We start from the raw sequence: 15238 nt of genomic DNA, 5'->3' as shown, positions 1-15238 counted from the left end.
GGGGGAGGTGCTCGTGGGGTGGGTGCCAAGACAGGCCTGCTGGCGTACGCGGAAGGGGACATCCCGACCGTCCTGGGTCAGGTGACCGCAGCCGATGTCGTGGAAACGGCCGAGCTCGTGGGGCTGTTGTATCCGGGGTGGGGCATGGAGGCTGCGGAGGGCGAGGTTTTGGGTGAGGGCACCCATCCCGCCGAAGGACTCACCTATGCCGCGAGCTTCCCGGGCATGGACATCGTCTGCGACCGGCGCCTCATGATCGACTGCCCGTCACAGTTGCCCGAGCACCTGATCGCGGCGGGTGCCGGACGCAGGATGGTCCTGCACGCCATGCACAGCGTGATCGACTGGCTCGCCTTCGCGGTCTGGGAAGACGGCCGGCTCGTCCGCTCGCTGAGCCTGTCGCCTGACAGCGGGGTCATCGAGGACATCGGTGAGCCGTATCCCTTCGAGGCTCCCTACTGGTCAGGTGACCACCGGGTGGAGCTGGCCCCGGGCTGGGTGGACGCGGCGCCGTATCCGCTGCCCTTTCACCCGCTCGAACTGGGCGAAGAAGCGCTCCGCGCATTCTTCGGCTTCATCCTGGAAGGCAGACGGGAACCCACCGACATAGAACCGGACGAAGTCCGGCTCCACGGGTACCGCCTCACGAACCCGGCCGATCCGGACCTCGCGCAACACCAGGCTGACTTGGAGGAGGCGGCACAGCCCATGCGCGGCACGTCATATCACCTTGTCCCGGAGGGCGCCTGGACGTCTGGCGTGGTCCTGCTCGGGGGCGAACCGGAGCTGTGATGCGTGATCGGGCGATGACTCTCGGATCGCCACCCGCGTGGGGTGTCCAGTACTCGGCGTACCTGCCCACCGAGGCAGCCGCCGGGGCGGTCGCGGATGAGCTGGCTGAGCTGCGACACCGCCTGATCGCGGCCCGTGCCCACGACCACTTCCGGTCCGATCCGTCGAACTCCGCGTACGGGAAACCATCGGCGGATCCTGAGTTGGAGGGCTGGTGGCAGGTGTTCTCCCTGGCCGTCTACTCCGGCCACGACCGTCTCGCTTTGGATCCCTTCCTCAGGAGTGAACGGATCCTTGTCGCCGGTATAGCCCGGTCGCACGGCGGCTTCGCACAGGGCGGCGCTGAGGGACACGCGGCCACCCTGGAGCAGCACTTCACCCGCGTCGGCCTGCGTCACGAACGGGCCGCCGCCGAGGTGCCGCTGCCCGCCCCATTGTCGGTGGAGCCCGTACCGCCCGCTGCGGGACCGCAGTGGTCATGCTCCGGAGTCGGCCGGCCCGACGAGGTGGTCCAGGCAGTGGTGGCCGTTGCCGAGCAGATGTACGGGGGTGCCGAAGACATCCCGGACGTCGCCGAATGGCTGCTCGACGAGGAGTTCGCCTTCGGCGAGCCCCACGACTCCACCGGCGAGTTTCTTGGGGAACTGGCGGATGCCGTGGCTCACCAGGGCACCTGCACTCATGCCACGGTCGCAGCAGTTCCGTTTCTGGCCGCCCTGATCCGCGACGCCGCGGTACCTGCAGGAACACGGGTCGTCCTGCTGGGCGATCTGCTGCGTCTCGCCGTCACCGGCCGTGCGACCGCTGCCTCCCTGGCGGACCGCATCGCTGCCCTCGGAAACGTCTGGGAAGAGCCTGCCGCCGACTGCATGACACGCCGGGCCATCGCCCGCGAAATGCCGGCTCTGTTGGCGAAATGGGAGGTGGAGGGCGACGCCGTGCGGTTCGTTCTAGCCGCCTTGACCGCCGCAGTGACTTCCGACCTCGACGCTCTCGTTACCAGTCAGCGGCTGGCAGCTCTCCCTGCCCCGGTCGATACCTCCCGCGCCGATGTCTTGGCGCTCGTGGCAGCACTTCTCCGTGGTGATCAACCTGACTTGCGGGCCGCGCTGGACCGGCTGGCGGCCTGGGTTCCAGACATTGCGGAACGCTCCCAGAGCCCCTGCGCGGCCCCACGAGACCTCGCGCTGTCCCTTCTGCCGGACCTCGTGATGGCGGACGTGGGTCCAGCCGTCTACCGCTGACCGGCCCTTGATGTGGGGGCGACCGTCGCCCCGCACCCTCGGGGCGGGGACGCTTGGTGTGAGTGGGGACGGTCTGCCGCTGGTCGAGATCCGGCGGGCGGGTCCGAGCCCGCCAGGGACCCTTATGACGCGCCCCTGGGCTACGGGCGCTCGCCGCGGCATTCGGACCGGTGCCGAACCGTCGTGGCAGCTCACCATGAACGCCGCCCTCGGCCCATGGCCGTGAAAGAGCCTCAGTCCACCGCCTCGGGCAGCAGGTGGGAGCAGGTCGAGCGTGCTACGAACGCGATGCCGTCGTAGTCCTCGGCCGGGACGAGCGGGGCCGTGTTCAGGCGGTAGAAGAACCGTTGGACGTTGGCGCCGAAGCTGCGCTGCGCGTGCGGGGTGTGCAGCCAGGGTGCGCCGCCGGCGGACGTAACCGCGCCGCGGAGGTCCGCGTAGTAGTCGCCGGGTACGGCGTCCGCGAGCCACGCCTCCAAGGAGCGGAAGCCGGTGCCGATGCGGTGGCGGGCCGGCGGGCGCTGAAGGCCGTGGCCGCGGCGGGCCAGGAAGGAGCCCTTGCCGAAGAAGAGGGCCAGCGCGTAGTAGGCGTCGCCGTACCGTTCCCGGAGTCTGCTGCCGAGGGCCGGCACCTGGTCCCCGTACGTGCCCTTCGCGATGTGCCCGTTGTGTGCCCAGACCGCGACGCGGGCCCGGGGGTCGTCGTCCACGAGCCGTGCGACGGCCTCGGCCATGTAGCGGTCACGCGCGGTGTACACGCCGTCCTCGCCGGCTGAGGCTTTCAAGGGCCGGCTCACCAGGTCGGCGGCGCGGACCAGGATCCGCGCGTGTTCCAGGGCCTCGCCGGCGTCGTCGCCGGCACCCGACCGCTCGACGTGGTCCGCGACGAGGCGTGCGACTTCCTCGGCGCGCCGCACCAGGGCCTTGTCCGGGTCCGGAAGGGAGCCCGGGCGGGCCCGCGCCAGTACGTCCAAGGCGTTCACGCACCCAGCCTGACCGGGCGCCGCGCGGCGCAGAAAGGCAGCGACGGCCTCGACCGAGTCGGCGCAGAGCTGGGGGTCGGTTCCCACGAAGCGGATCCGGCGCTCTGCGGGCAGGTCGCGGTTGTGGGCGCGCAGCCACTCGACGAGGTCGACCATCTCGCGCGTGCGCCAGGTCCAGAAGCCGAGCCGGGCGACGAGCCGTTCGGGGGAGCCGGCACCGTACCGGACGTACGCGTCGAGCGCGCGGGCGGCGGACTGGCTGGCCTCCATGGCAAGGGCGGTGAACCCCTCCTCACGGACCAGGAACTCCAGCATGCGGTGCTTCAGCCGGAAGAACTCGCCCGTACCGTGCGTGGATTCCCCCAAGCCGATGATCCGCGTGCCCCGCAGGGCCTCCCCCAGGGGTTGCAGGTCCTCCACGGGCGCGCCGGGGGTCAGGGTGCTCAAGGGCTTGGCGTGCTCGTCCAGCCATCGGGCGATGTCGTCGCGCACCGTCTTGCCTCTCCTCACCGCGTGCGGCAGGGCGGCACGCGGTCGTGCCCGGGCCTCTCGCACCCCTTCACGGGTCAGTTCGCCGCCTCCTGGCAGGCCGCGAGGATCTCCTGGAGGTCCTGTACGGCATCCGGTCGGCCATGCTCGGAATACACTCCCGCGACCTTGACGACAACTTCGTCCACCCCCGCCCGTTCGTATTCGGCCAGCTGTGCGGCGATGTTCCCGGGCGTGCCGTAGAGGAAGACTCCGGAGTCGACGAGTGCACGGGCGCCGGGGCCCGGGCGGCTGTGGTGGACGCGCAGGCCGGCGCGGCGCAGCATGACGCGGTAGTGCGGCCCGGCGAGGTGGAAGTGGGCCCCTGTGAAGGCGAGCCGATAGGCATGGCGTCCGCGGCGGTCGACGGCGGCGTGCACGACGGTGACCATGCGGGGCACCGGGCGGCCCGACTCGGCCGCGCCCTTCACCATGGCGGGCAGAAGGGTGTCGCGGACGTAGCCGGAGGGCTCATCCAGCTACAGCCAGTCGCGCTTCTTGAAGATGACGTAGAGGCTGACGCAGACCACTGCCATCAGCAGGATCGCGAAGGGGTAGCCGGCTGCCCACTTCAGCTCGGGCATGGTCTCGAAGTTCATGCCGTAGATCGTTCCCACCAACGTGGGTGCGAAGAGGATGGCGGCCCAGGAGGAGATCTTCTTGATCTCCTCGTTCTGCTCGAAGCCGGCCTCCGCCAACGCCCGCATTTCGGCGTTCTGTTGTTGTGAGACCAGGGTGGCGTTCACCGTCAGGATGTCGGTCAGGGCCTGGCGGAAGGCGTCCACGCGTTCGCTCGTGTGCGTCACGTGGTCGGCCACGTCGCGGAGGTAGCGCTGGAGTTCCTCGTCCGTGCCGTACTTGGCGAAGCCCGCCATCAGGCCGTGGAGCATGCCGACCAGGGGGCGGGTCGCGCGCTGGAACTCCACCATCTCGCGCGAGAGTTCGTAGATGCGGCGGGAGACCTCCGGGTCGCCGCGGAAGACCTCCGTCTCGATCTCGTCCATGTCGGTCTGGACACCCGCCACCACCGGGGCGTAGCCGTCCACCACCGCGTCGAGGATCGCGTACAGGACGGCCTCCGGGCCGAGGGAGAGGAGGTCCGGGGTCTCCTCCATGCGGTGGCGGACGGTCGAGAGGTCGGGGGCGGCGCCGTGGCGGACCGTGATCAGGAAGTCCGGGCCGACGAAGACGTGGAGCTCGCCGAAGTCGACCTCCTCCAGGGCGTCCAGGTAGCGGGCCGCGCGCAGGACCACGAAGAGGGTGTCGCCGTAGCGCTCCAGCTTGGGGCGCTGGTGGGCCTCCATGGCGTCCTCGATCGCGAGCGGGTGCAGGTTGAACTCGGTCGCCAGCGAGTGCAGTTCGGACTCCGACGGGCGGTGCAGGCCGATCCAGGCCATCCCGTCGGGCTGCTCGCGCAGCAGCCGGAAGGTGTCGGCGAGGGTGGTGGGGGAGGCGACGCGGCGGCCGTCGCGGTAGACCGCGGAGTCGATCACGCCGGCGTGGTCCGGGGGTGGCGGGCCGGGGGCCGTCGGCGGGGGCGGGGCGGCGGGGCCGGGCGGGCGGAGCCAGCCCGAGCGCTTCGCGGACGAGGGGGGACGGCGGTTCGGGCGCTCCGGCATCGCAGTCAGCCTCCGTGTGAGTTGCGGACAGGGGGTGTCCGCGAGGGGGGTTAGTTTGCTGTCATGGCCTCCAGGACGAACCCCGTACTCGGCACCCGCGCTCTGAACCGTGCCACGCTCGCCCGCCAGCTGCTGCTGAGCCGCGCCGAGATGTCCCCGGAGGGAGCCGTCGGGCACCTCCTCGGGCTCCAGGCGCAGAACGTCACGCCCCCCTACTACCAGCTGCACGCCCGGCTCGCAGGGTTCCGGCCCGAAGGGCTGGCCCGGCTGATGGAGGAGCGGAAGGTGGTCCGGATGGTCACCATGCGGTCCACCATCCACACCCACACTGCCCATGACGCGCTCACCCTCCGCCCGCTCGTCCAGGCCGCCCGCGACCGGGAGGTGACCTACTTCCGCAAGGGGCTGGCAGGCGTCGACCTGGACCGGCTCGCCGCCCGCGCCCGGGCGTTCGTCGAGGCCGAGCCGCGCACCATGGGGGAGATCCGCGAGGAGCTGCTGCGCCAGTGGCCCGCCGCCGACCCGCAGTCGCTGTCCGTCGCCGCCCGCTGCCTGCTCCCGCTCGTGCAGGTCACCCCGCGCGGGGTGTGGGGGCGCAGCGGGCAGGTGCGGCTGACCACCGTCGAGGCGTGGGTGGGCGAGCCCGCCGGCGAGGAGCAGGGGATCGACGGCCTCGTGCTGCGCTACCTGGGCGCCTTCGGCCCGGCCTCCGTCAAGGACATGCAGACCTGGGCGGGGCTGACCCGGCTGCGCGAGGCCTTCGAGCGGCTGCGCCCGCGGCTGACCGCCTTCCGCGACGAGAACGGCGTCGAGCTCTTCGACCTGCCCGACGCGCCCCGCCCGGACGCCGCGACCCCCGCGCCGCCCCGCTTCCTGCCCGAGTTCGACAACCTGCTGCTCTCGCACGCCGACCGTTCCCGCGTGGTCCCCCCGGAGGTCAAGGGCCGCACATGGAGCGGCAACCAGGCCCACCGCACCCTGCTCGTCGACGGGTTCCTCGCCGGCCTGTGGCGGATCGCGGAGGGGAGCGGCGGACCGGCCCTGACCGTCGAACTCTTCGGTACGCATTCCCGTGCCCGCAGGGACGAGATCGCCGCCGAGGGCGAAGCCCTGCTCGCGGGGATGGCCGGCGCGCCCGGATCCGTGCGCTTCGGGTCAATCCGCGGCTGACGCCGCCCTGGTGGAGGCCCCGTCCGGCGCGGCACGATGCCTGTCATGACGGAGAACAGCGCCACCGAAAGCTTCCGGGCCGCGCGGGACTTCCTGCTCGAACACCGCGGGAAGTACGAAGCCGCCCACGCGGGGTTCGCCTGGCCCCGCCCCGAGCGCTTCAACTGGGCCCTCGACTGGTTCGACCACATCGCGCACGGGAACGGGGCCGACGCCCTGCGCATCGTGGAGGAGGACGGCACCAGCCGGAGCGTCTCCTTCGGCGAGATGGCCGTACGGTCGGACTCCGCCGCCAACTGGCTCCGCGCCCAGGGCGTCACCGCCGGCGACCGCATCCTGGTCATGCTCGGCAACCAGCGCGAGCTGTGGGAGGTGATGCTCGGCGCGATGAAGCTCCGCGCCGTCGTCATCCCCGCCACCCCGCTGCTCGGCCCGGCCGACCTGCGCGACCGCGTCGACCGGGGCCACGTACGCCACGTCATCGCGCGAGCCGAGGACACCGCGAAGTTCGACGGGGTTCCCGGTACCTACACCCGGATCGCCGCCGGGACCGACGTCCCCACCGGGTGGCGGCGGCTGGAGGACATGTACGGGGCCGACGCGGCCTTCACCCCGGACGGGGACACCCTCGCCACGGACCCCCTGATGCTGTACTTCACCTCGGGCACCACGGCCAGCCCCAAGCTGGTCGAGCACACCCACGCCTCTTATCCCATCGGGCACCTCTCCACCATGTACTGGCTTGGGCTGCGCCCCGGGGACGTCCACCTCAACATCGCCTCGCCCGGCTGGGCCAAGCACGCCTGGTCCAACCTCTTCGCCCCCTGGAACGCGGGCGCGACCGTCTTCGTCCACAACTACGCGCGCTTCGACGCCGACCGCCTCCTCGCGGAGATGGACCGCGGCGGCGTCACCACCTTCTGCGCCCCGCCCACCGTCTGGCGGATGCTGATCCAGTCCGACCTCACCAAGCTGCGCACGCCCCCGCGCGAGGCCGTGGCAGCGGGCGAGCCGCTGAACCCCGAGGTCATCGAGCGGGTCCGGGAGGCGTGGGGCGTCACCATCCGCGACGGCTTCGGCCAGACCGAGACCACCCTCCAGGTCGGCAACTTCCCCGGCGTCCCGGTCAAGCCCGGCTCCATGGGCCGCCCCGCGCCCGGCTACGGGATCGTGCTGCTGGACCCGGTCACCGGCGGGGAGTCCCCCGACGAGGGCGAGCTGTGCGTGGACCTGCGTCCGGCCCCCGCCGGGGTGATGACCGGCTACCGGGACGACCCCGGGCGCACCGCCGAGGCCATGGCGGGCGGGCTCTACCGCACCGGGGACATCGCCTCCCGGGACGCCGACGGCTACCTCACCTACGTGGGCCGGGCCGACGACGTCTTCAAGGCCTCCGACTACAAGATCAGCCCCTTCGAGCTGGAGAGCGCCCTGCTGGAGCACGAGGCCGTGGCCGAGGCGGCCGTCGTCCCGGCCCCGGACGCGCTGCGCCTCGCGGTGCCCAAGGCGTACGTCACCCTCGCGGCCGGCTGGGAGCCCGGAAAGGAGACCGCCCGGGCGCTCTTCGCGCACTCCCGGGCGGTCCTCTCCCCGTACAAGCGGATCCGGCGCATCGAGTTCGCGGAGCTCCCCAAGACCGTCTCCGGCAAGATCCGCCGGGTCGAGCTTCGGGAGATCACCGCGGCCGGCTCGGGGCAGGAGTACGACGAGGCCGACCTGGGCTGAGCGGGCCGTACGGGGCTCAGCCGGGCAGCTGGGCCTCGATCGCGGCGATGACCTCGGGCGCCTCGGGCTCGGTGCGCGGGCGGAAGCGCGCCACGACCTCGCCGGCGGGGGAGATCAGGAACTTCTCGAAGTTCCACTGGATGTCCCCCGCCTCGCCCTCGGCGTCCGGGGTCTTCACCAGCTCCTGGTACAGCGGGTGCCGGTTCTCGCCGTTCACCTCGGACTTCTCCAGCATCGGGAAGGTCACGCCGAAGCCGGCCGCGCAGAAGGTCTGGATGTCCTCCGCGGTGCCGGGCTCCTGGCCGCCGAACTGGTTGCAGGGCACGCCGATGACGGTGAAGCCCTTCTTCTCGTACGCGAACTGGAGGCGGGCCAGTCCCGAGTACTGCGGAGTGAGCCCGCACTGGGAGGCGGTGTTCACCAGCAGGATGGCCTTGCCGCGGTGCGCCGCCAGGCTGGTGGGCTCGTCGTCCAGGGTGGTCAGCGGGATGTCGTACAGGCTCATCGGGCTCTCCTCGGCGGGAAGGGGCGTCAGGAAGGGGCTTGGGCTGAAAGTCATACCAAAACCAAGAGCCCCTGAGCCTAGGCCCCCCTCCCCACCAGACGGTCCGCCGGGTCGTTGACGGGCTGCGGCATGCCGGTGAGGTCCATGACGAACAGCGGTATCCCCAGCTCGTCCGCCCGGCTCCGGGCGTCCTCGGTGTATCCGGCGAGGGAGAAGTAGACGCTGGTCGCCGAGGCCGTGAGGCCGTTCAGCCACACGCACTCCACGGCCCGCAGCCCGGACGGCGCGGTCGTCGGGTCCACCTGGGCCACCACGCCGGGGGCCCGCAGGTCCACCGCGGCCGAGGGGATCGGTACCCCGTCCGGCTGGCGGACGTCCTGGAAGCCGAGCCAGCGCAGGTACAGCGCGGCCGTGACCACCGCGTCCCGGGCGGTACGGATGGTCACGGGCCGGAAGGCGGGCCGTGACAACGGCAGCCCGGCGGCCGGGCCGGTACGCGGCCGGGGCGCCGCGGCGCCCGCCGCCGGCCGGGCCGCCCGGCCACCGGACCCGGCCGCGCCCTGATCCGCCGCCTGCGGACCGGCCGGATCCGGATCCAGCGGCTCGGCCCGCGCCGGATCCTCCCGTACGCCGTCCCCCGCGCCCGCGCCGGCGGCGGGCCCGGCGGGCTCCTCCGGCGGGTGGACGGGCACCCGTACGACCAGGCCGCAGGAGCCGCAGCCCACCTCCGGGTGCGGCCACTCGCTCTCCCGCCCGCAGGCCGCGCAGCGCACCGTCACCCAGACCTCCGACCAGTTGCGGTGCGTGAGGGGAACGGGCGGGGCCGTCAGGTCGAGGGGCGGTGCGACCGGGCTCCCGCAGGCGCAGGGATAGACCGGGACGCTGTAGCCGTTCTCGCGCCGGCACGAGGGGCAGCGCACCGGTACCGCTTCCGCCATGAGACCTGGACCCCCTCCGTCGTCGCTGTCCGTGGGTCCATGCTCCACCACCGGCGACCGCGCGGGGAGGGAGACCGGCCGATTCGCGCCGATCCGGTTCCGGGCCCCGGCCATTTGTACAACTCGCCGAACGCGATGCGGCTTTTGGTGCGTTCCGGGGTGCCCCACCGCCTTGACGTGCGCGAGGCGGCGCCTTAGCTTGTTCCGTATAGCAGAACAAAAATTCCGGATGACGGAAAAGTCTGACCGCCAGACCCGCAGGAGAACCAGATGCCTCGTATGACAGCCGCCGCTGCCGCAGTTGAGATCCTCAAGCTCGAGGGTGTCGAACAAGCGTTCGGCGTGCCCGGTGCTGCGATCAACCCGTTCTACCGCGAGCTCAAGAACGTGGGCGGCATCGCGCACACCCTGGCCCGCCACGTCGAGGGCGCCTCGCACATGGCCGAGGGGTACACCCGTGCCAAGGCGGGCAACATCGGCGTCTGCATCGGTACCTCGGGCCCGGCCGGCACCGACATGATCACCGGCCTGTACTCCGCCATCGCGGACTCGATCCCGATCCTGTGCATCACCGGTCAGGCTCCGGTCTCGAAGCTCCACAAGGAGGACTTCCAGGCCGTCGACATCGCCTCCATCGCCAAGCCCGTCACCAAGGCCGCCACCACGGTCCTGGAGGCCGCGCAGGTGCCCGGCGTCTTCCAGCAGGCCTTCCACCTGATGCGCTCCGGCCGTCCGGGCCCGGTCCTGATCGACCTGCCGATCGACGTCCAGCTGACCGAGATCGAGTTCGACCCCGCGACCTACCAGCCGCTGCCGGTCTACAAGCCGCAGGCGAGCCGCGCCCAGGCCGAGAAGGCCATCCGGTTCCTGCTGGAGTCCGAGCGCCCGCTGATCGTCGCCGGCGGCGGCATCATCAACGCCGACGCCTCCGACCTGCTGGTCGAGTTCGCCGAGCTGGTCAACGTCCCCGTCATCTCCACCCTGATGGGCTGGGGCACCATCCCCGACGACCACGAGCTGGCCGCCGGCATGGTCGGCGTCCAGACCGCGCACCGCTACGGCAACGCGACGTTCCTCGAGTCGGACTTCGTCCTCGGCATCGGCAACCGCTGGGCCAACCGCCACACCGGCTACAACATGGACGCCTACACCAAGGGCCGCAAGTTCGTCCACGTCGACATCGAGCCCACCCAGATCGGCAAGATCTTCGCCCCGGACTTCGGCATCGCCTCCGACGCCAAGGTCGCGCTGGAGCTCTTCGTCGAGGTCGCCAAGGAGCTCAAGGCCGAGGGCAAGCTCCCCGACTTCTCCGCCTGGGCGGCCTCCGCGCAGGAGCGCAAGGCCACCCTCCAGCGCCGTACGCACTTCGACAACATCCCCCTGAAGCCGCAGCGCGTCTACGAGGAGATGAACAAGGCCTTCGGCCCGGAGACCCGCTACGTCACCACCATCGGCCTCTCCCAGATCGCGGCCGCGCAGTTCCTGCACGTCTACAAGCCGCGCCACTGGATCAACTGCGGCCAGGCCGGCCCGCTCGGCTGGACCATCCCGGCCGCCATCGGTGCCGCCACCGCGGACCCGCAGACCCCGATCGTCGCGCTCTCCGGCGACTACGACTTCCAGTTCATGATCGAGGAGCTGGCGGTCGCCGCCCAGCACAAGGTCCCCTACGTCCACGTCCTCGTGAACAACGCCTACCTGGGCCTGATCCGCCAGGCGCAGGGCAACCTGGGCATCAACTTCGAGGTCAACCTCGAGTTCGAGAACATCAACACCCCGGAGATCGGCGTCTACGGCGTCGACCACGTCAAGGTCGCCGAGGGCCTGGGCGTCAAGGCGATCCGCGTCACCGACCCGGACAAGCTGGGCGAGGCCTTCGAGGAGGCCAAGAAGCTGGCGCAGGAGTTCCAGGTCCCGGTCGTCGTCGAGGCCATCCTGGAGCGCATCACCAACATCGCGATGAGCAAGACGGTCGACATGAGCGACGTCACCGAGTTCGAGGAGCTCGCGACCGAGCCGGGCCACGCCCCGACCGCCATCAAGGCCCTGAAGGTCTGACCCCGACCGGTCTGCCCAGGAACCGCAGGACGAGCAGCACGAACTGTCCGGCCTGCACCGAGCGGCCCCCGTCCCTCCGTGAGGAGGGCGGGGGCCGCCGCCATGTCCCCCGGGGTACGAGGGGCCCCGGCACGTCCCTCCGGGCGTCAGGCGGGCTGGTCCTTGCCGGAGGGGAGCCAGACCGTCATGGTCGCCGGGTCGATCGGGATCGAGACGTGCTCGTGCGTGATCGACCACCTGCCGTCCGTCCGCCGGAGGCCGACGCTCTCCCGTACCCAGATCGACGCCTGTAGTCCGCCCTTCCGCTCTCCCGAGTCCAGGTGCAGCATGTGCGCGAACGCGGTGTCCCCGCTGGTCACCAGGGTGAGGTCGTGCGTCTCCAGGCTGATGGGGCCGACGTATCCGTCGAACCAGCGCAGGAAGTTGCGGCGGATCTCCCCGGCTCCCTCGAACCGCAGCGGCGGGACGACGTCGTAGTAGACGGCGTCGGCCGCGTAGAACGACATGAGCCGGTCGATGTCCTTGCTCTGCTGGGCCTCGGCGCGATTCGCCAGGAGCGCCCGTACCGCGGATTCGTGGGTGGTCATCGCGTACTCCTCCGGTCGTGGTGCGTTCCGCTGCCCTTATGACGGGACGGGGCCCCGGAATGTGAGGCCGGCGGCCCTCGCGTCACATTCCGGGGCCCTGTGCCGTCATAGGGGTGGGAAAGATCCGACCGAGGGAGCCGCGAGACCATGACGACCAGCCCGCCCGCGCCGCAGGACGGCCGACTCGACCCGGTGCCGAGCGCGGTCACCGGTGAGCGCCGCAGGCTGACCGACCTCGCCTACCGGATGCTGGGCTCCGTGGCGGAGGCCGAGGACGCCGTCCAGGAGACGTACGCCCGCTGGTACGCGATGTCCCCGCCGCAGCGGGCGGCGGTGGCTTCCCCGGCCGGCTGGCTGACCAAGGTCGCCGGCCGCGTCTGCCTCGACGTGCTCCGCTCGGCACGGGCCCGGCGGGAGCGTTACGTGGGGGAATGGGTTCCGGAGCCGTTGCCCGCGCGCACCGAGTGGTCCACCGGCGCGATGGACTCCGGCACGGCCGACCCGGCCGACCGCATCACGCTCGACGAGTCGGTCAGCATGGCCTTCCTCGTCGTGCTGGAGGCGATGACCCCGGCGGAGCGCGTGGCGTTCGTCCTCCACGACGTCTTCCGCTACCCCTTCTCCGAAGTGGCCGGCATCGTCGGCCGCACCCCGGCGGCCTGCCGCCGGCTGGCGTCCTCGGCCCGCCGCCGGGTCGAGGCCTCGCGGGCGCCCTCGCCGCCGACCGTCCAGCAGGCCCGTGTGGTGAGGGAGTTCAAGCGGGCGTGGGAGGCCCGGGACATCCGTGCCCTCGTCGGACTGCTCGACGCCGACGCCACCGCCGTCGGGGACGGCGGCGGAGTCGTCACGGCCCGGCCGCACCCGATCGAGGGCGCAGAGCCCATCGCCCGCTTCTTCGCCGAGCGGACCCTCCCGGGCCGGCTGGCGATCCGCGAGTGCACGGTCAACGGGCTGCCCGGTCTGGCGGCCCTCCTGGACGGCGCCGTTCTGGCGGTGTACGCGTTCGACATCGGGGAGGCCGGGATCCGGCGGATCTGGGCCGTGCTCAACCCGGAGAAGCTGCGGCCCTGGCGGACGGGCTGACGTCGCCTCACCGGCCGTTCGTACGGCGCCCGTAGCCCCGGACGCGGACGTGGAAAAGCCCCGAGTCACGGGACCGTCCGTGACTCGGGGCTGATCTGTACCGCCCGACGGGGCGAGGCTGGCGCGACAGGACGTTCGCACCGCCGGGCGGAGTGGGAAGGTTCTCCTCCGTGCACGGGGGACTCTGTGCGCGGCCCCCGTGCGCGGAGGAGTTCGGCTGGGACCGTGGCGGTCGGCGACGAGAACTCCGGCACCGTCTCCCTCAGGTCAAGAGACGGGCCTCGGAACCCATTACCACCGCACTGGCTCGCACGCCCGCCACGGTCCTCACGCGGCGCCAGCCGCAAGGACTGGCGCGGTCTGCCCCCACCGCGTACCACCCCTCATCCGGGTCCGCGGTGCGGGCTCGGCACCCGGGACCTGACCTCCCGCCAGGTCCCCGGTGCGGCTTTTCGGCTCAGGCGTCGCGCAGGGCGCGGACGGCCTCCTCGACGCGGCGGCCGTAGTCGGCGTCCGCGGCGTGGAAGTGAGCCAGGTTCTTCTCGATGACGTCCTCGAGGGTGACCTGAGAGAGGCCGCCGGCGATGTTCGCCACCAGACGCTGCTTCTCGGCCTCCGACATCAGGCGGTAGAGCTCACCGGCCTGGAAGAAGTCGTCGTCCTTGGTGTGGGCCGGCGCCTCGTGGGTGCCCGTGTAGCCGGAGACGGCCTGCGGGGCACCGAGGGCCAGGCCGGTCTCGGCCGGACCCTGGTACGAGTTGGGCTCGTAGTTCTTGTCGGTGCGCGAACCGTTGCGCAGCGCCATGACGCCGTCGCGGCCGTAGTTCTCGGCCTTCGTCGCCTTCGGGGCGTTGACCGGCAGCTGGGTGTGGTTCACACCGAGGCGGTAGCGCTGGGCGTCGGCGTACGCGAACAGGCGGCCCTGGAGCATCTTGTCCGGCGAGGCGGTGATGCCCGGGACGAAGTTGTTCGGGGAGAAGGCGGACTGCTCGACCTCGGCGAAGACGTTGTCCGGGTTGCGGTCGAGGACCAGGCGGCCCACGCGCTGGAGCGGGTAGTCGGCGTGCGGCCACACCTTGGTGAGGTCGAACGGGTTGAAGCGGTAGTCCGCGGCCTCGGCGGCGGGCATGATCTGGACGTAGAGGGTCCAGCTCGGGTTCACGCCGCGCTCGATCGCCTGGAGCAGGTCGGTCTGGTGCGAGTTGGCGTCCTGGCCGACGAGCTCGGCGGCCTGCTCGCTCGACAGGCAGCGGATGCCCTGGTTCGTCTTGAAGTGGTACTTGACGAAGAAGGCCTCGCCCTGGGCGTTGGTCCACTGGTAGGTGTGGGAGCCGTAGCCGTTCATGTGGCGGTAGGACGCCGGTATGCCGCGGTCGCCCATCAGCCAGGTGATCTGGTGCGTGGCCTCGGGGGCGTGCGCCCAGAAGTCCCAGACGTTGTCCGGCTCCTGCTTGCCCGTGAAGGGGTCGCGCTTCTGGGAGTGGATGAAGTCGGGGAACTTGATCGGGTCCTTGATGAAGAACACCGGGGTGTTGTTGCCGACGAGGTCGTAGTTGCCCTCTTCGGTGTAGAACTTGAGCGCGAAGCCGCGCGGGTCGCGGACCGCGTCCGCGCCGCCGAGGGAGTCGGCGACGGTGGAGAACCGCAGGAAGGTCTCGGTCTTCTTGCCGACCGTGTTCAGGAACGCCGCGCTGGTGTACGCGGTGACGTCGTCGGTCACCTCGAAGTAGCCGTACGCGCCCGAGCCGCGGGCGTGCACCACGCGCTCCGGGATGCGCTCGCGGTTGAAGCGGGCGAGCTTCTCCAGGAGCTGCTGGTCCTGGATCAGGAGCGGGCCACCGACGCCGGCGGTGGCGGAGTTCTGGTTGTCGGCGACCGGGGCGCCGGACTCGGTCGTCAGCGTGCGCTTCGACATGGTGACCTTCCGTACGGGTAACTGCTGACGGAAAGCGTCTTCCGTCATGCGGAACAGCCTAATTTCGGCGTGAACGCGACGTCAACAGTTT

13 protein-coding genes are annotated in these 15238 nt (G+C 71.2%); 6 read left to right on the top strand and 7 right to left on the bottom strand.

Annotated features, from left to right (window positions below; translation table 11 throughout):
- Window positions 1-18 precede the first annotated feature (18 nt).
- Both ACZ51S_RS08225 and ACZ51S_RS08220 read left to right on the top strand, forming a co-directional pair.
- A complete protein-coding gene (locus tag ACZ51S_RS08225) occupies window positions 19-792 on the top strand; it encodes a DUF6928 family protein (protein WP_468960152.1) in 774 nt (257 codons plus the stop codon).
- 14 nt (window positions 793-806) lie between these two features.
- Window positions 807-2036 (top strand): hypothetical protein, encoded by a 1230-nt coding sequence (locus ACZ51S_RS08220; protein WP_468960150.1) that lies wholly within the window; start codon window positions 807-809, stop codon window positions 2034-2036.
- A 233-nt stretch (window positions 2037-2269) separates the two neighbouring features.
- Here the strand turns inward: ACZ51S_RS08220 and ACZ51S_RS08215 are convergent, their stop codons facing one another.
- From ACZ51S_RS08215 to ACZ51S_RS08205, 3 genes are all read right to left on the bottom strand, one after another.
- Window positions 2270-3511, bottom strand: coding sequence for an erythromycin esterase family protein (locus ACZ51S_RS08215; RefSeq protein WP_468960147.1), 1242 nt, complete (start codon window positions 3509-3511; stop codon window positions 2270-2272).
- 74 nt (window positions 3512-3585) lie between these two features.
- Window positions 3586-3981, bottom strand: coding sequence for a hypothetical protein (locus ACZ51S_RS08210; RefSeq protein WP_468478845.1), 396 nt, complete (start codon window positions 3979-3981; stop codon window positions 3586-3588).
- 45 nt (window positions 3982-4026) lie between these two features.
- On the bottom strand, window positions 4027-5166 hold the full coding sequence (locus ACZ51S_RS08205; RefSeq protein ID WP_468960144.1) for a magnesium and cobalt transport protein CorA: 1140 nt from the start codon (window positions 5164-5166) through the stop codon (window positions 4027-4029).
- 63 nt (window positions 5167-5229) lie between these two features.
- On the opposite strand from ACZ51S_RS08205, the gene ACZ51S_RS08200 reads away from it, so the two are divergent.
- The gene (locus ACZ51S_RS08200) at window positions 5230-6336 is read left to right on the top strand and encodes a winged helix DNA-binding domain-containing protein (protein ID WP_468478836.1); all 1107 of its coding nucleotides are present in this window, start codon (window positions 5230-5232) and stop codon (window positions 6334-6336) included.
- Window positions 6337-6381: 45 nt separating this feature from the next.
- Window positions 6382-8061: an AMP-binding protein gene (locus tag ACZ51S_RS08195; protein ID WP_468960141.1), complete on the top strand. Its 1680-nt coding sequence runs from the start codon at window positions 6382-6384 to the stop codon at window positions 8059-8061.
- Window positions 8062-8077: 16 nt separating this feature from the next.
- Here ACZ51S_RS08195 and ACZ51S_RS08190 read toward each other — a convergent pair whose 3' ends face one another.
- On the bottom strand, window positions 8078-8566 hold the full coding sequence (locus ACZ51S_RS08190; protein WP_467887264.1) for a glutathione peroxidase: 489 nt from the start codon (window positions 8564-8566) through the stop codon (window positions 8078-8080).
- A gap of 77 nt (window positions 8567-8643) precedes the next feature.
- Entirely contained in the window at window positions 8644-9504 is an 861-nt protein-coding gene (locus tag ACZ51S_RS08185) for a hypothetical protein (RefSeq protein ID WP_468478834.1), read from the bottom strand.
- A 270-nt stretch (window positions 9505-9774) separates the two neighbouring features.
- On the opposite strand from ACZ51S_RS08185, the gene gcl reads away from it, so the two are divergent.
- A complete protein-coding gene (gene gcl, locus ACZ51S_RS08180) occupies window positions 9775-11562 on the top strand; it encodes a glyoxylate carboligase (protein WP_468478833.1) in 1788 nt (595 codons plus the stop codon).
- A 146-nt stretch (window positions 11563-11708) separates the two neighbouring features.
- Here the strand turns inward: gcl and ACZ51S_RS08175 are convergent, their stop codons facing one another.
- Window positions 11709-12149 (bottom strand): YybH family protein, encoded by a 441-nt coding sequence (locus ACZ51S_RS08175; RefSeq protein WP_468478832.1) that lies wholly within the window; start codon window positions 12147-12149, stop codon window positions 11709-11711.
- A 147-nt stretch (window positions 12150-12296) separates the two neighbouring features.
- On the opposite strand from ACZ51S_RS08175, the gene sigJ reads away from it, so the two are divergent.
- Window positions 12297-13232: an RNA polymerase sigma factor SigJ gene (sigJ, locus tag ACZ51S_RS08170; protein ID WP_468802382.1), complete on the top strand. Its 936-nt coding sequence runs from the start codon at window positions 12297-12299 to the stop codon at window positions 13230-13232.
- A gap of 457 nt (window positions 13233-13689) precedes the next feature.
- On the opposite strand, the gene ACZ51S_RS08165 is transcribed toward sigJ, so the two are convergent.
- Window positions 13690-15147 carry a catalase gene (locus ACZ51S_RS08165; RefSeq protein ID WP_388942939.1) on the bottom strand — a complete coding sequence of 486 codons (1458 nt, stop codon included), beginning with the start codon at window positions 15145-15147 and terminating at the stop codon, window positions 13690-13692.
- Window positions 15148-15238: the final 91 nt, after the last annotated feature.

The organism is Streptomyces sp. NPDC034043 (genome assembly GCF_055575675.1).
Note: the sequence above shows the minus strand (reverse complement) of the source record. Positions and strands in the feature narration are given on the sequence as shown.

What these genes read in the sequence shown, in the direction of transcription:
- ACZ51S_RS08195 (WP_468960141.1), top strand. Translation starts at nt 6,382, where the DNA reads ATGACGGAGAACAGCGCCACCGAAAGCTTCCGGGCCGCGCGGGACTTC.
- ACZ51S_RS08220 (WP_468960150.1), top strand. Translation starts at nt 807, where the DNA reads ATGACTCTCGGATCGCCACCCGCGTGGGGTGTCCAGTACTCGGCGTAC.
- gcl (WP_468478833.1), top strand. Translation starts at nt 9,775, where the DNA reads ATGCCTCGTATGACAGCCGCCGCTGCCGCAGTTGAGATCCTCAAGCTC.
- ACZ51S_RS08200 (WP_468478836.1), top strand. Translation starts at nt 5,230, where the DNA reads ATGGCCTCCAGGACGAACCCCGTACTCGGCACCCGCGCTCTGAACCGT.
- ACZ51S_RS08165 (WP_388942939.1), bottom strand. Translation starts at nt 15,147, where the DNA reads ATGTCGAAGCGCACGCTGACGACCGAGTCCGGCGCCCCGGTCGCCGAC.
- ACZ51S_RS08210 (WP_468478845.1), bottom strand. Translation starts at nt 3,981, where the DNA reads ATGGTGAAGGGCGCGGCCGAGTCGGGCCGCCCGGTGCCCCGCATGGTC.
- sigJ (WP_468802382.1), top strand. Translation starts at nt 12,297, where the DNA reads ATGACGACCAGCCCGCCCGCGCCGCAGGACGGCCGACTCGACCCGGTG.
- ACZ51S_RS08205 (WP_468960144.1), bottom strand. Translation starts at nt 5,166, where the DNA reads ATGCCGGAGCGCCCGAACCGCCGTCCCCCCTCGTCCGCGAAGCGCTCG.
- ACZ51S_RS08190 (WP_467887264.1), bottom strand. Translation starts at nt 8,566, where the DNA reads ATGAGCCTGTACGACATCCCGCTGACCACCCTGGACGACGAGCCCACC.
- ACZ51S_RS08175 (WP_468478832.1), bottom strand. Translation starts at nt 12,149, where the DNA reads ATGACCACCCACGAATCCGCGGTACGGGCGCTCCTGGCGAATCGCGCC.
- ACZ51S_RS08185 (WP_468478834.1), bottom strand. Translation starts at nt 9,504, where the DNA reads ATGGCGGAAGCGGTACCGGTGCGCTGCCCCTCGTGCCGGCGCGAGAAC.